Raw genomic sequence first — 15,743 nt, 5'->3', positions numbered from 1 at the left:
ATTATAAGCCTCGCTCTTTATTCCATGCTCTTACTTTCATGCCTTCTTTTAGTGAATGCACACCGGCAGAAACCACAATTTGGCCCTCTTTAATACCGCTTAATACTTCAATACCATCGCGGTGCAACTGGCCAACCTTTACAGCTTGTTTATGCACTTGGCTAGTTTTTGAATCAAAAAGCCATACGTAGGCGTTATCTTCAATTGATTCTTGCGGCTCAGAAAACACCGACTCGATAGGTAAGATTGTATAAGCAACTTGCGAGCGCGTTACTTTACTTAAATCAATAAGCACGCTACCCGTCATACCGGCTAGTAAATTAAAGTCCTCAGGTACTGGTAGCGAAAATACAACTTTATAAGTAAGTGTTGCAGGATCTGCTTGGGTATCCCACTCTTTAATATCAAGTATGTATTCTTTGTCGTCAAAGCCATCAAACTTTACAGTAGGGTGGTAATCGGTGCCTTTTTTAAAGCGAGCGACTATTTTTTCAGGAACCTGAATTTCTACGTCCATTAAATCGCGTGTTTCTAAGCGTAATATATTTTGCTTTGCTTGAATATTTTCAAAGTTTTTAACAAACACCTTAGCGACCGTGCCTGAAAATGGTGCGCGTAGTTCACTGTATTCAAGGTTCGTTTGTGCAATTCTAAATGCAGATTCAGCAATTTGCATATTAGCAGTGGCTTGATCTAATTCTGATTGGCTGGTGATTTTTTTCTCAAACAATTGCTCAATACGGCCAAGTTGTGATTTTGCCAGCTCAAAGCGTGCTTTACGTTCGTCAAACTGTAATTGAAAATCTTCTGGATCCAGTTTTGCTAATAAATCACCTTTTTCAACGTGTTCACCAGCAAGCACAGGAAACTTAACAAGTTCGCCGTTTACCCTAAAAGCAAGGTACGAGCCTTGGTTTGCAACAACTTCAGCAGGAAAACTACGAATGTTAATTTGCGTATCATGACCTATGTTGAATAATTTAACAGGGCGAATAGGCTCTTCTTTAACTTGTTGTTCTGGCTCAGAACAGGCTATTAAGCTAAGTAAGGTCGTTGTTAATAAACATAGACGAAAGAGTTTCATGTCTTCTCCGTTGCAATGATGGCAAAATAATTAAGTGCAGCATACGCTGCAAACATATAAAATAAAAATCATTAAATTTTAGAAACTCAATAAGTTTTACTTATGATGTTGCAGAGCGGTATATGAAGCTGAATCAATTAATAATTTTAGATGCCATAGTACAAAGCGCAAGCTTAAGCGGAGCAGCACTAAAGCTACATAAAACGCAGCCAGCGCTTACACTCGCCATTAAAAACTTAGAAGCCAAAATAGGATTTGAGTTACTGGACAGAAGTAAGTACCGATTACAGCTTACTGAAAAAGGGCGTATTTTTCACCGCGAAGCGAAGCAACTCCTGCATGCCAACGACGAGCTAGCACAGCTTGCTGAAGAATTAGCATTAGGCAATGAGCCTCAATTTAGAATTTGTTACGAACAACTGTGCCATATGCAAAGTTACAACGAGATCATAAGTAATACTTTTAGGTTGTTTACTAGCACCGAATTTAGCTTAACAAGCGGAAAACGCTTTATTTCGTTAGAGCAAGTAAATAGTGGGCAAGCCGAATTAGGCATTGGCCCGTGGTTTGATTTATTTCATGCGACAGGCGATTTAGAAAGTGTGCCCATAGGCAGGCTTGATATTGGTATTGTGAGCGCTAAAGGCGTACTTCCTCAAAAACTCACCTATAGCGAACTGCAAACGTATCCGTGTTTAGCCATGTTTGAAAGTGACTTGAGTATCGACAGCGACAGGCTATCGTACTCAAAAGGCTCCGCCATGATGAAAATTGATGATGTATCGACCCTAAAATCGTTTTTACTCTCAGGCGCAGGTTGGGCAATGATGAGCCTAGAGCACTGCGACCCTGAAATAAAAGCAGGCTTACTTCAAGAAATACACATAACTGACCGAGAGCATAAATTTAGCGCGCAAATTAGAGCCTTTAGGCAGCATGCAATGCACCACGGCCCTGTAGCGCGTACTATCTGGGAGCAATTTAAAACTCTTAGTGAGGAATATTCTAACAACAATGGATATTGATAAAGAAACACTTATTTATACTGTTATCGCAGGCATACCAGTAGGAAAAGTAGCAAGTTACGGGCAAGTTGCAGCACTTGCGGGCTACCCGCAAAACTCACGGTTGGTAGGGCGCTTATTAAAAATGATGCCAAACGACTCGGTTATACCTTGGCACAGGGTAGTGAATAGCCAAGGTAAAATATCATTCCCTGCAGGTAGCGAAAAATACCAAGAACAGCGCGAAAAGTTATTATCAGAAGGCGTACTGTTTAAAAGCGACAAAGTGAATATGCGCGAGTGCCGGTGGGAGTGATATGACTATTATGGGCAGGTAAGTGCCACTTGCTGACTACGACGACTTAGCCTGTTGTTATGTGCATTTTTGCCAGTGATACTCCATTTGCTTAGCTGTTTGCTCAGCTAAATTTAATGTCGATAGTTCTGACACTAAGTGTAAACTCATATCAATTCCAGCTGATATGCCACCAGAAGTTATATATTTACCTTGAGAGACCCAACGATGATCACTCACAACATTTAATTTGGGGTAGGTAGCACTGAGATCGGCTATATCTTCCCAATGCGTTGTAACTGTTAAACCATTTAGTAAATTAGCTTCAGCTAAAATGAACGCTCCTGTACAGACAGATGCGACTCTTTTTGATGTACTAGCAACATTCGAAATCCAAGATATTACAGTAGGCTTTTTAACTTCCCCTGTATGTATACCTCCAGCAACGATAAGCACATCAATATTCGGATGAGTCTCAAATGAGAAATGTGCGCGTACTGGAAAACCACCACGAGCTTGTACAACATCAGGTTTTTCAGAAACTAAAAATACATTCCAATTTTTATTGCCTAAACGATTTGCAGTACTTAACACTTCAAATGGTCCGGAGAAATCAAGAACTTCTGCATCATCGTATATGTATATTCCGATATTCATACTCTGTATACTCCATTACACATAACAATCTTAAAATGCGCTAATCACGAATACTTCTGTTGTTGTCACGCTCATTTTTCTGCTTTATATAGTTTTAACAAATTACCTAAAATATTACTATTACTAAGTTTTCTATTATCTTTGGTAAAGCTAAATGTAACAATATGCGGGTGTCGCAAAAGTGTCAGAAGAAGTCATTCATGATTAACTCGTTTCTGCCCTGAAGCTTGTTTTAGATGTCTTTAGCTTACTTAAAGTAATCCGATGTATCTCTCACCACAATTTGTTCTATTTGATTTAAATTATTGCAGCTTCCGGTTAGAATATAAGCTCTTAAAATTATCAGGTTTTATTATGAATGCGGGTGAGATTGGCGCAGCAGCAGGGCGAATTTTTAATTATAAAGCACCTCTAAACTGGATTATCCGAAGTCAAGAAGATCAGGATGATCATGGTATTGATTGTGAGATAGAGTTAAAAGATTCGAATGGCAAAGCTCTTGGCCAAGAGAGCGTTTTTAAGATTCAGTTGAAAGGTCAAGAGAACTGTTCATTTATTGAGGATAGACATAAGCTGTCTTTCTCAGTTTCTCGCGTCCGTCTTCAGTATTATCTCAAGTTCAATATTCCAGTAATATTGGTAGTTGTTGAAGTGTCTAACGAAGATATTTACTGGGCTTCTGTTACTGATAATCAAGAGATCTTGGAGAAAGTACAAGATTCATCGACTGATACTTTGACTGTCCATTTACCTGTTGAGAATAAGCTAGAGAGAAACGATTCCGCAGCATTCGATAAATTGTTGGTAGCTGTTAAAAAATGTTGGGACTTTCTGTCTTTACGAGATCTTAAGCTTGCGGTTAACAACTGTAAAACCCTGCAACCAGAAGCTTTGAATACATGTATCGATCAAGTTGGTGATGCTTTGTTTAAGGCTTACCATCTAAAGTTAGACCAACTCTTACTAGCTGGATCATTTAATGACCTTTATCAGCAAGCCAGTGACATTATTCAATCGCGCATTGTGCCAGCTAAAGATAGGTTCTTGGCTACACTTTACTTCGATTATGCTTTTAAGGTAGCTCCTTATAAACAAGTAAAAAATGAAAAGATTAAAGAACAACTTAAGTTATGTGAACTCTTAGTTGCCTTTGCAAGAGAGCAAAAGGAGTCAGCTTACCGTCTTACTGCTATAACTAAGGTAAGAAGTTCTCTGTTCAATTTTAAAGTTGAACAACTACATGCGCACCATCATTCAAATGAGAACTTTAAATCCGATAGCTTTGAATACTTGTGTATGAATCGAGAAGTACACCAGCAATACCATGATGCTTGTGCTCAGTTGCAGAAGATAATAAATATGTGCCACAGGCTTGTTAGCATCAGTCAGTTTAATATCTTGGCAGATTTGATGTGTGATGTTGCTTTATCTATAGGTATGTTTAAAACCATTCATAATGCACGTGGGTCAAATGAAGCTATCGCATTCCTAGATGAGTGGGTTGAAAAGATGCTTCATACAGTATTGATGTACTCTTCAGTTGTTAGTGAGAGGAGAAAAATTGAGCTGTTGTATCTTATGGTCAATTCACAATCTGAGCTTAAAACTATTGTTAAGTTTGACGTTAGATATTTAATTCTTGAGCATTGTCCGAGTGCTAAAGAGTTATTAGACGCACTTGATAATGTAATAGCTAATAAGGATAAACCAAAACCATTTTTTGAAGCCAGCATTGAAGAGCAAAAGCAATTCTTTGCTGATATGGCTAAAAACCTTGGTATGGACCCAGATGATCCTGCTTCGAGAGAAGGTAGGTTCGTCGCAATAGGTTTAGCCAACTATGACCCTACAAATGTTATTGGTCATTGTGAGCATATGTTTGTTGATTACCGACCTAGAGGGATGATAGCCCAGCAATTAGGAATGCACTCTCTGAGTATGCCAGTCATGACTTGCTTAAAGCATAAGCACACAGCTGGAACTGGGAACTTGTTAATTAAAGCATTCGATAAATCTGATGGGCCAGAGTTTGCGTTAGGATTTAAACAAAGACATTGTGATAAGTGCTTTGATTGTTCACCAAGAGCGGATAATTGGGTTTGGAATTTGAAATGGCAGCAAGAAGAACGCACAAAGCATGTCGAGTGGCTTGATAAGATAGACTTTTAATCTGGTTATGCAAGTCATCTAGAAGGTAGTGTTTAGCAAGTCAAAGAATAGAGGTGCCGTAGCGCACCTCTATGTAGGCAATTAAGCATCTTCTTGTCTGAAGAATCCAGGTGGAACTCTTTTACCATTCCATTCGTGGAACTCAATTTTTTCAAGCTCTGGTTTTCCATCGATAGTACGTGCTTTCGCACCATACAAGTGACTAGTATCTATCCTACGAGACGAACAAACCAAATAAATTCGAATTTAGTTATCATAACGGCAAATTAACAATGAAATTAACAATGACACCCATCCTAAATTTTGGTGTGGCTGTCTTGCTTAATTGTTGTTTAATTTGTTTGCGTATTACTCTTTGCCCCCAAATTAATAATTTTTCACTTCAGGTTTATATCACGTTAATTTCCATAAAATTGTAATATTTCCCCTGTACCTTATTTACTTTATTTCTATTTGGCAGCTGTGAAGCTAAGTTGCCATAAAATTATAATTAAATAATAGGTAAATACCCTAATGAAGGCTTTAAGCAAAACCGCTTTAATAGTTGTTATTTCAAATGCTCTTTTTGCATGTGGTTCTGATAATTCAAATACAACGGAAAGTACTGAGCAGGTTGTAAATGAAAGTACGGAAAATTTGCAAAGTACAACGGTGACGCAAGGGGCTAATAAACTTGCAGAAAATAATAGCGATAATGTTTGGCGCTTTGCTGTTATACCCGATACCCAAGGTCGAGATGATGATGATTATAAACAAACAATTACACATACCTACGATGGTATAACGTTATCTGTCGATATTGGTTATGACGTTAATAATGATGACATTTTTGATGGTGAAGGTTGGAAGATTGACGTGTCTGACCCTTATAATGCTATTTTTGTTGATGAAAATGGAGATCCGCTTGTTGCTGGCGGCGTGCCGGTCGAAATTGCAAGTAGCGAACGTTCAGATACGCCTTATGATTTTAAACACCTTCCCGCTTTATTAGTTGACCCTATTGTTTCTAAGATAAAAGAAGAGGGGGTTTCAGTTGTACTCGCAGTAGGTGATATGACCGATGTACGCACAGAAAATGAATATGTTGAATGGATGAATAAGGTTGGCACGCCTTTAACTGAAGCCGGAATGACTGTTTTACCTGTGCGTGGTAATCACGAAATTGTAGATGGTTATGATTGGCTAAGTTGGTTTACTACTTCAGTGGATACGACAGACAATCGCTCTGTTAATAATATGGATAATGATATTGATGCATATACCGATGCAGATTCACAGGAATTCGATCAAGGGTACAATTTGTATCAACAATACCCAGGAAAACTATTAAGCAAAGGGTTAGAAAGCGGCGAAATAGTGGGTTACGAAGGTATTGAAGATCTTATGTACTATACCGTTCAAAACAATACCCTATTTATTGCTATAGACTTTTATGCCAGTGATTTAGTGTCTGTTAACTATGAAGGTACTTGGCTTCTTATTTACGATTGGTTAAAAAATGTTTTAGAAACAAAAGGGACTACGGTTGATCATATCGTTATGTTTGGTCATGAAGCTTTATCAACCAAAAAGCGTCCGTCTGTTTATAATTATGATGAATATTTTGACTATATTAGTTCGTTAAAAAGCGATGGTACAAGTGGAGATGAGGATGAAACTGAGCCAGGTATATTAGGGCTTGATACTGGTCAATTAGGTTATTTACAGCTGCAAGATGAGTCTTCACCTGGCTTAATGGATAACGTCCTTAATTTATTGAGTGAATATAAAGTTAACTATATTGCTGGGCACGATCATCAATACTCTCGTAGCTTAATTCATCCAGATAATTCGAATCCATCCGTTGGCTTTACGCAAATTGTTGCCGGTAATGCATCTTGGAAAGCGTATAACAATCGTTATGGTATTCATGATAAATATGAAACGGGTTTAGCGCAGGATAATTTTGCTCAAGTAGGTGACTATGAAGGAACAAATAGTCAGTACACTAAAGATTTAACTAAGTATGAAAAATCAAACAAAATTTCATTTGTGATTGTTGAAGTTAATGGTCGTCAAATTACGTTTAAAAACTATTATGCACCGGTTAATTTCTCAGAAGCAGATATGAACATGGGTACATACTGGGATGAACCTCAAAATGCTTGGGTGCAATATGATGTTGATTCAGCAGGTAAAACCATTGAAGAAATTATCCCTATTGAATGGAATGTAGGTGATAGTGCAAGCTATACAAGCGATGCGCTACAGCGTGTTGTTTCTCCTTACGAATCTTATTGGGCAACAACAAAAACACCTGATGAAGCAGGTTATATTGGTACGCAAGCGGCTATTTTAGATGGTTTTAATTTAACGTATAACAGTGTTGAAGTGTTAAAAACCGATACCCAAGATAAAAAGCAGGTGGGCGTTGATGCAAACTATCAAGATGATTTAGGGACAGGTAAAGGGGAATATACAATCTTTGCTGATGCTTATAGTATTCCTCGAGAAGAGCAAGCAATGAATGAATTGTTGTCATTAAGCTGGTTTACCGACGAGGATGCTACAACTGTATCTGATATTTTGTACATTAATGGTAATTTAAACCAAGATGGCTCATATAAAAACACAAACGGATTTGTGCAAACCAGCTCTCCTTCAGAGTTGTTTTTTGATAAAGATGCAGTGGAAACCGATAATCCAACAAATGTTATTCGAGATGGTGTGATCACCGCTGAAGATGACGCTGATGCTATGGCGATTGCAATAACAGCTCCCGAAGGCACTGATTTATCTACTTTAACCATTGGTCGATACAACGAAGAAACGGGTGTTTGGGACGCGTTTTTAGATGAAAACTGCTTTACTGCTACCTCTTACTCGGATGACTTTAGTGTTATGTTTAAATCGGGTGCTGGTAGTGCGCCAAGTGATGTAAGCAGCAGTTGTGGGACTTATTTGTGGGGTTATAATTATAATAATAACTCTGTTTGGGGTTTTACACATAAAGACGGTCGATTTGCTTTGGTTTTAAAAGTTGATAATGCTGGGTAAAGACCTCATTATTTTTGAATTTATATAATTTAGTGTGTTTTAAATCGATATAGAGCCTGACTTTATATCGATTTTACATATGTGATCCTCTAAATATTTCGATGTGCTGCTTGTTGTGCACTTTAAGTCGTTATCAATAAACGTAATTGCTAATTGAAATATAATGGCAAACACACCCAGCAATAACAAATAAGTGCCAAATAGCGTGGCTAAATTGGGTGCTTTTAGCGCTGTAAAATAATGTACCTAAACTATAAAAAATGCCGCCGGCAAGTAGCCAGTAAAGTGCTTTTACATCAACACTAGAGTAGAGCGGATATACAATAGCCAGTGCAAACCAACCCATGAGTAAGTAGGTGGCGAGTGATATTTTTTTATTACCGTTTTTTACAAATACTTTGTACGCAACGCCCGCCAGTGCCACAGTCCATATAAATGTAAGTGTTGCCCATGACCAAGCACCGGTTAATGAGATTAATAAAAAGGGGGTGTAGGTGCCGGCAATTAATAAGTATATGGCGCAGTGATCGCACTTTTTATAAAAGGCTCTTAAGCGCGGTTGAATACTGGCGTGGTACAAAGTGGATGACAAAAACAGTACAAATAGGCTACTGCCATAAATTGCAGTACTAATATACGCGTTAGTGCTGGTGGCTTGGCTAAATAAATCCCACATAACAAATGCGGCAAATACAATACCAAGTGCATGACTAATTACGTTTAGTTGTTCTTCTTTTTTAGAATAGGGCGCTTCTAACGACATAACAGATCCTACCACTATTTGAATGAATTTTAGTGTACAAGTGTACGCTGAGTTTTTCAATATTATAATTTTTATATGAATACAATAATTTATTGTTTTTCATAAAGTTGAAACATCAATTTAACCAATGCGTAATTAATAAGACGTAAAAAAGTCGTAATAGTTCGTTAGATTACTGGTAATTCCTAAAAACAATTAACCGGACGAACAGTGAAAAACATGAAAAATAAATTAACAACACGGCCTTTTCTTAAACTTACTAAATTGTCTGTGGCGATGATTTGCGTTACATCAACAAATAGTTTTGCAGATCAAACCATAAATAAAGAACTTGATGAAATAGTGGTTGTTGCTCAAAAGCGTGCGCAATCAATACAAGATGTGCCCGTAACAATAAGCGCCTACGATGGCGACTTTTTAGAAAGCTTAGGTATTGGCGAACTCGACACTTTATCTGAAATAACACCAGGGCTTGTTATTCAAGAGCAAAGCCCTAACAACCCGGGCTTTGTAATTCGTGGTATTACGTCTGATAGTGGGTCGTCTCAATCATCCCCTCGTGTGTCTATTTATTATAACGGAGCAGATGTATCACGCTCTCGTGGCTCATACTTTGAGCTTTTTGATGTAGAAGGGATTGAAGTTGTTAAGGGACCACAAGCAACACTGTTTGGAACAGCAGCTTCTGTAGGTGCTATTAGTGTAGCAACACGTAAACCAGAAAAAGATTTTTCGGCTCAATTAAAAGCATCCGTTGGTAATTACTCGGCCAAAGGTGCTAGTGGCTTTGTAACGGGTGGCAATGATTTATTGCAAGGCCGTGTTGCTTTTACTTATCGTGAACGTGACGGGTTTATAAAAAATATTGCAGGAAATAGTAACTCCCAAAATCCGGCTGGGTTTAAGCAAGATGATATGCATGCTATTGAGCGTTTTTCTTATCGTCCGTCTTTACGTATTACACCTAGTGACGATGTAACGATTGATTTGGTGTATACGTATGAAAAAAATGATGACTCGGGTACATCTTTTAAAAATGGGCTTTATGCGCCAACCGGTGGTGATACAAGTCCATATAGCTTTGTTGAAATGCCAGGTAGTCCGTATGCAGAGTCTGTGTTTGGAAAAAAAGACTTAGGTGTGGAGCGCACAGTTAACGATTTAAATTTGACTGTAAATTGGGATGTAAGTAACGATTTAACAATCACCTCAATTACTGCAGGGCGTAATTTTGATTCTTTAGAAGTGTTTGATGCTGATGGTACGCAAGCATGGTTTTTAGAATTTGCAGAAGCTGCTGAGGGCGATCAATTTAGCCAAGAATTACGCGCTGTTTATACGCAGAATAAGTTCACTAGTATTTTTGGTGTGAGTTACTTTGAAGAAGATGGTAGCCAGCGTATTCCATTTAGTACAGAGGAGTCTATATTTTTAAATTGCTTAGGCGTATTGGGTTCTGGTGTTCCTTGTATTAATAATGATGGTAGCGTTAATATTTTAACGCCAGCATTAACAGGTGGTGTAGTAAACGAGTTGCCATATTCACTAGAGTTTACAAACTATGGTGAAAACAAAGCGTACTCAGCGTTTGCTGATGTAACTTATGCTACTACTGAAGCATTAGAGTTAACAGTGGGACTTCGTTATATAAAAGAAGAAAAGCGCAGTGGCTATAGCTCTGCTGCACCCAATAGTGTTTTAACACAAGCGCCATTGTTTACGGTTGATACAAATGGTGAAACATTTTATGGCGATGCTGATTATGATGATTGGCTGCCACGTTTTAATGCGCTTTATATAATAAACCCTATTACAAATATGTATGCGACTATTTCAAAAGGGCGTCGTTCGGAAGTACTAGAAGTGAGTTCGGCTAACAACGAACAAGGAAATGTCGAAGCCTCTATATCAGAAGTCCCAGCGGAAATTATTTGGAACTACGAAACCGGTATTAAAGGCAAAGCGCTTGACGGGCGTTTAGATTACTCTGTCGCTGTATTTTATCAAGATTATTCTAACTTTCAGGTTACGTTACAGGATGATGAAGGCGTTGCGTTTTCTGCTGATGCGGGCTCTGCCACTAATGTTGGCGCAGAGGCTGAGGTAAGGGCGTTAATTAATAATGAGTTTGAGGTTTTTGCCAATGCGGCTTACCTTGATGCTGAAATAGATGATGATAGTAATAACGGTAACCTCGCAGGCAATAAATTTAGACTACAACCAGAGTGGACGTTTAGTACGGGGCTGTTTTATTCAACAGAATTGTCGAACTCACTTAATTTAACGAGCTCTTTAATATATAGCTACCGCTCTGAAGTGTTTTTTGAGCCAGCAAATGCGCCAATATCAGGCTTAGATATTAGCCAACCTGGGCTTGGATTAGTCAGTGCGCGCTTAGGTATCGCAAATGGTGATGACTGGGCTGTTAGTGTATTTGCTAGTAACTTATTAGATAAAGAGTATTTAGTTGATGCAGGTAATACTGGAGGGGGATTTGGCAACCCAACATTTGTTGCAGGAGCACCTCGCTTTGTTGGTATTGAGTTAACTCTCGGGTTTGGTGGACAATAATACATTTAACTACTTGATATTTTAATTGAGCCACTGCAAAGTGGCTTTTTTATGTGATCACGTTAAAGTGAATTTATATTAGGTAAAAATGAAACAAGATCTAAAAGCTGCTTTACTTACCGCCATTGTTTATCCTGGAGCGGGGCATTTTTCTTTAAAAAAACACCTTATAGGCGCTATTTTTGCGGGTGTATTTTCTGTTCTTTTAATTTTAACCCTTCAAGATATATTTGCGATTGCACAGTGTACTGCAAATGAAATTGTACACGGAAAAATCCCCATGTCGGTTACGGCCATTTTAAAAGCCGCGCAACAACCTTCTGACGCCTGCGCTAAACTCGCTGAATATAAGTATTTACCTTTAATGATTATAATTTGGGTGCTGAGCATGATGGATGCATACCGTTTGGGCAGAAAAGCGCTACCCACTAAAAAATAAGCCACTTAATCAGAACTCGGTTTGGTTGGCTTATTAATATTTCACCCTGATATTTAGCTATTATTGATGGCGGTAATAATTATTATTACCGCCTTTTCATTTTTATACATATTTTTTGTAACCGAGATTTTTTGCCAGCACCATGTAAATATCGTGTAAATGCCTGTATATACCCAGTAAAATCCTCAAACCTCGTTAAATCGCTCACTTGTTGATATTTAGTTAATTGAAATCCTTCTCCTTGTACCTTTTTATTCATTTAATGTTAATAAATAAATGATACTTTTTGCTCGCCAAATTAACTTTGTTTAGCTATTAAGTATTGGTTTGCTATCAATTTATTACGTCAAGCAATGACGACTGATAATTTCAATTTAAGGAAATACGATGAATAACAGTTCAAATAATCACAAAAGAAAGGATTTTAAAGTGGCGAGCTTATCGTTAGCTTTATTATTAGGATGCTCAACAATGGCCAATGCCGCTGTTGAGAAGTTAACGGTGAGTGGGAATCAAATTCTTGCGGGCGGAGAAAACACAAGCTTTGCAGGACCTAGCCTATTTTGGAGTAACACGGGGTGGGGCGCTGAAAAATTTTATACAGCAGAAACAGTAGCAAAGGCAAAAACTGAATTTAATGCAACATTAATTCGTGCAGCTATTGGCCATGGTACGAATACTGGTAGTAGTTTGAACTTTGATTGGGAGGGCAATATGAGCCGTCTTGATACTGTTGTAAACGCAGCTATTAGCGAAGATATGTACGTTATTATTGATTTTCATAGCCATGAAGCACATACCGATCAAGCAACTGCAGTTCGCTTTTTTGAAGACGTAGCTACCAAATATGGGCAGTACGACAATGTTATTTATGAAATTTATAACGAGCCGTTACAAATCTCGTGGGTTAACGATATTAAGCCTTACGCAGAAACAGTTATTGATAAAATTAGAGCAATCGACCCTGATAACTTAATTGTGGTTGGAACGCCTACGTGGTCGCAAGATGTCGATGTGGCATCACAAAACCCAATTGATCGCGCCAATATTGCTTACACTCTGCATTTTTATGCTGGCACACATGGTCAATCGTATCGAAATAAAGCACAAACAGCACTCGATAACGGCATTGCACTATTCGCCACAGAGTGGGGAACAGTCAATGCTGATGGTAATGGTGGTGTTAATATCAATGAAACCGATGCATGGATGGCATTTTTTAAAACAAACAATATTAGCCACGCTAACTGGGCTTTAAACGATAAAAACGAAGGTGCATCGTTATTTACTCCAGGCGGTAGTTGGAATTCACTAACATCGTCAGGCTCTAAAGTTAAAGAGATCATTCAAGGTTGGGGTGGTGGTAGTAGCAATGTTGATTTAGATAGTGACGGGGATGGCGTAAATGACAGCCTTGATCAGTGCGATAATACTCCCGCAGGTACAACGGTTGATAGTATTGGCTGCGCGGTAACCGATAGCGATGCCGATGGTATAAGCGATAATGTTGATCAATGTCCTAATACAACAGTAGGTGAAGCTGTTAATAATGTAGGTTGCGTTGTCGAAGTAGTTGAGCCACAAAGCGATGCGGATAACGATGGTGTGAATGATGATATTGATCAGTGCCCAGATACACCCGCTGGTACAAGTGTTGATACAAACGGATGCAGTGTTGTAAGTTCAACAGATTGTAATGGTATTAATGCATACCCTAATTGGGTGAACAAAGATTACTCAGGTGGTCCGTTTACTCACAATAACACCGACGATAAAATGCAATATCAAGGCAATGCATACAGCGCAAATTGGTATACAAATAGCCTTCCAGGAAGTGATGCTTCGTGGACGCTTCTTTATACTTGTAATTAAGCACGTTTTATAAAATATGCGAAGAAGGTAAATAATACATTTACCTTCTCTTTTTATACAAAATGTTAGCCCTTATAGACACTTTGGTGTTGAGCAGCAATGTTGTAGCTTGGAGAGTTTATGTTATCTATATAGCGCCAATCGGTTGTGATTTGCTCTTTAGTAATAGTCAGTAACATATATCCACGGTGTGATAAGTCACAATAGTTTAAGTCGTTTATTAACAATGAAAGTGAGTCAGCCATCTGCTTTGCTTGTGCTGTATTAAGCGCTAAATAATGCTCCATACCCGGGGATGTAACACCAGGTGTTGCAAACTCTACTCCTACGCTTTCGCCTTTTGCATTTTTTAATGTGCCATGCCACGCATTGTGCGTATCACCTGCAACCACTACTAACTTTTTATTTAATGCAGTAACGCTTTTGTATAATGCTTCGCGCTCGCTTGGGTAACCATCCCACGCATCTAAATTATAAGGCATTAAAGTATTTACGCGTGCGAGTTGCGCGGGTGTTACCGCTTTATTTTCTAACACGGCTTTTTTAATGGCAACAAGCTCTTTTAACACCTGCGGTATTTTAGTGCGATCGGATTGCGAGAATATTTCAGTAGGTAGCCACATTTTAGTCATCAATACTTGCTGGCCCAATACTTGCCATTTTGCATTTGATTTAGTTATTGCACTCGTGAGCCAGTTTAGTTGTGTGTTACCTAGTAACTGCCTATTTGGATTATTTAAATCACTGGCAAAGCGAGCAACATCCATTTGTTTGGTCTCTAGGTTTTTATAGTCGCTGTAAGCGAGTTGTTTATCGCGTGCTATTACGCGCGTATCTAGCATATGTAAGCTTATTAAATTACCAAAATCGAAGGTGCGATATATTTGCGGGCTTTGTTCGCCCATAGGCGGTCTAATTGGCAGCCATTCGTAATAGGCTTGAATAGCTGCTGCACGGCGCTTAAAAAAGTCACCTTCATCAGGGGTATGATTTTCAGCACCACTTTTATAGGTATCGTTGGTAACTTCGTGATCATCCCATATTGCGATAAAAGGCGCTGCAGCATGAAGTGCTTGAAGGCCTTGGTCTGTTCTGTAAATAGCATAGCGCTTACGATAGTCGCTAAGGGTAATAATTTCACCGCTGTTATCGGCTGCTAATTGGCGGCCAATTTTTTCAGCATTTTCGGTAGCGTATCCGCCCATTGGGTATTCGTAAATGTAATCTCCCAAATGCAGGACCACATCTAAATCTTTTTGCTTAGCGGCATCTGTGTAGGCATTAAAGTACCCAGCAGGGTAGTTTGAGCACGACACAACAGCCATTTTAATTTGTTCAATGTTATTTATTGGTAGTGTTTTAGCACGGCCAATAGGGCTTTGTGTTTGCAAACCTATAAAACGATAAAAGTACTCTGTGTTTGGAGTAAGTTCTTGCACATCTATTTTTATTGTAAAGTCTCTGCTTTTATCTGTTTGTTCGCGCCCGCTGCGAATAATGTTTTTAAATTGAGAGTCACTTGCCAGCTCCCAAGCAACAGTAACTTCAAAATTTGATTGAGAAGGAGTTGCACGTGTCCAAATTATTAAAGCATGACTAAGCGGGTCGCCACTCGCTACACCGTGTTTAAATTCAATAGCCGATAGAGGTTTGTTTATTAATGTTTGAGCACAACCTGTAATGGCACTCGATACTGCGACGGTAAATATGCTTGCTGCTGAGGTTTTTAAAAAATTTCGACGTGATGAAAGAGTCATACTGCACTTTTTAAATTATTTATAGTGGTGCGTATTTTAACGATTAGATATGACGTTTTTATAAACGCTAAATGTATTTAGTGTGACGGTATTAAT

General features: G+C 38.5%; 11 protein-coding genes. 7 read left to right on the top strand and 4 right to left on the bottom strand.

The features are described from left to right. Position 1: 1 nt before the first annotated feature. Positions 2-1,084 (bottom strand): efflux RND transporter periplasmic adaptor subunit, encoded by a 1,083-nt coding sequence (locus tag I6F44_RS09515; protein WP_197173669.1) that lies wholly within the window; start codon positions 1,082-1,084, stop codon positions 2-4. Positions 1,085-1,206: 122 nt separating this feature from the next. Here I6F44_RS09515 and I6F44_RS09510 point away from each other — a divergent pair, with 122 nt between their 5' ends. Then, positions 1,207-2,109, top strand: a complete 903-nt coding sequence (locus tag I6F44_RS09510) for a LysR family transcriptional regulator (protein WP_197173668.1) — start codon at positions 1,207-1,209, stop codon at positions 2,107-2,109. Next, the gene (locus I6F44_RS09505; RefSeq protein ID WP_165741271.1) at positions 2,099-2,404 is read left to right on the top strand and encodes an MGMT family protein; all 306 of its coding nucleotides are present in this window, start codon (positions 2,099-2,101) and stop codon (positions 2,402-2,404) included. The genes I6F44_RS09510 and I6F44_RS09505 overlap by 11 nt, the downstream gene beginning before the upstream one ends. A gap of 57 nt (positions 2,405-2,461) precedes the next feature. Here the strand turns inward: I6F44_RS09505 and I6F44_RS09500 are convergent, their stop codons facing one another. Next, positions 2,462-3,040, bottom strand: coding sequence for a DJ-1/PfpI family protein (locus I6F44_RS09500; RefSeq protein WP_197173667.1), 579 nt, complete (start codon positions 3,038-3,040; stop codon positions 2,462-2,464). Between the two features lie 264 nt (positions 3,041-3,304). On the opposite strand from I6F44_RS09500, the gene I6F44_RS09495 reads away from it, so the two are divergent. Next, complete coding sequence (locus I6F44_RS09495; RefSeq protein ID WP_197173666.1) at positions 3,305-5,209, top strand: DUF4365 domain-containing protein; 1,905 nt, start codon at positions 3,305-3,307, stop codon at positions 5,207-5,209. A gap of 513 nt (positions 5,210-5,722) precedes the next feature. Continuing rightward, positions 5,723-8,245: a metallophosphoesterase family protein gene (locus tag I6F44_RS09490; RefSeq protein WP_197173665.1), complete on the top strand. Its 2,523-nt coding sequence runs from the start codon at positions 5,723-5,725 to the stop codon at positions 8,243-8,245. A 133-nt stretch (positions 8,246-8,378) separates the two neighbouring features. On the opposite strand, the gene trhA is transcribed toward I6F44_RS09490, so the two are convergent. Further along, positions 8,379-9,008 (bottom strand): PAQR family membrane homeostasis protein TrhA, encoded by a 630-nt coding sequence (gene trhA, locus I6F44_RS09485; protein WP_197173664.1) that lies wholly within the window; start codon positions 9,006-9,008, stop codon positions 8,379-8,381. A 219-nt stretch (positions 9,009-9,227) separates the two neighbouring features. Here trhA and I6F44_RS09480 point away from each other — a divergent pair, with 219 nt between their 5' ends. From I6F44_RS09480 to I6F44_RS09470, 3 genes are all read left to right on the top strand, one after another. Continuing rightward, on the top strand, positions 9,228-11,579 hold the full coding sequence (locus I6F44_RS09480) for a TonB-dependent receptor (protein ID WP_197173663.1): 2,352 nt from the start codon (positions 9,228-9,230) through the stop codon (positions 11,577-11,579). Positions 11,580-11,667: 88 nt separating this feature from the next. Further along, a complete protein-coding gene (locus tag I6F44_RS09475) occupies positions 11,668-12,018 on the top strand; it encodes a hypothetical protein (RefSeq protein ID WP_101216961.1) in 351 nt (116 codons plus the stop codon). 387 nt (positions 12,019-12,405) lie between these two features. Then, entirely contained in the window at positions 12,406-13,890 is a 1,485-nt protein-coding gene (locus tag I6F44_RS09470) for a cellulase family glycosylhydrolase (RefSeq protein WP_197173662.1), read from the top strand. Between the two features lie 65 nt (positions 13,891-13,955). On the opposite strand, the gene I6F44_RS09465 is transcribed toward I6F44_RS09470, so the two are convergent. After that, entirely contained in the window at positions 13,956-15,647 is a 1,692-nt protein-coding gene (locus I6F44_RS09465; RefSeq protein WP_197173661.1) for an alkaline phosphatase D family protein, read from the bottom strand. Positions 15,648-15,743 lie beyond the last annotated feature (96 nt).

Origin of the sequence: Pseudoalteromonas sp. NZS11_1 (genome assembly GCF_015864275.1) — a bacterium.
Lineage (GTDB): Bacteria > Pseudomonadota > Gammaproteobacteria > Enterobacterales > Alteromonadaceae > Pseudoalteromonas > Pseudoalteromonas arctica.
Note: the sequence above shows the minus strand (reverse complement) of the source record. Positions and strands in the feature narration are given on the sequence as shown.

Coding starts and splice junctions, on each gene's coding strand:
- I6F44_RS09490 (WP_197173665.1), top strand. CDS start 5,723: ATGAAGGCTTTAAGCAAAACCGCTTTAATAGTTGTTATTTCAAATGCT.
- I6F44_RS09495 (WP_197173666.1), top strand. CDS start 3,305: ATGTATCTCTCACCACAATTTGTTCTATTTGATTTAAATTATTGCAGC.
- I6F44_RS09465 (WP_197173661.1), bottom strand. CDS start 15,647: ATGACTCTTTCATCACGTCGAAATTTTTTAAAAACCTCAGCAGCAAGC.
- I6F44_RS09480 (WP_197173663.1), top strand. CDS start 9,228: ATGAAAAATAAATTAACAACACGGCCTTTTCTTAAACTTACTAAATTG.
- trhA (WP_197173664.1), bottom strand. CDS start 9,008: ATGTCGTTAGAAGCGCCCTATTCTAAAAAAGAAGAACAACTAAACGTA.
- I6F44_RS09500 (WP_197173667.1), bottom strand. CDS start 3,040: ATGAATATCGGAATATACATATACGATGATGCAGAAGTTCTTGATTTC.
- I6F44_RS09505 (WP_165741271.1), top strand. CDS start 2,099: ATGGATATTGATAAAGAAACACTTATTTATACTGTTATCGCAGGCATA.
- I6F44_RS09475 (WP_101216961.1), top strand. CDS start 11,668: ATGAAACAAGATCTAAAAGCTGCTTTACTTACCGCCATTGTTTATCCT.
- I6F44_RS09510 (WP_197173668.1), top strand. CDS start 1,207: ATGAAGCTGAATCAATTAATAATTTTAGATGCCATAGTACAAAGCGCA.
- I6F44_RS09515 (WP_197173669.1), bottom strand. CDS start 1,084: ATGAAACTCTTTCGTCTATGTTTATTAACAACGACCTTACTTAGCTTA.
- I6F44_RS09470 (WP_197173662.1), top strand. CDS start 12,406: ATGAATAACAGTTCAAATAATCACAAAAGAAAGGATTTTAAAGTGGCG.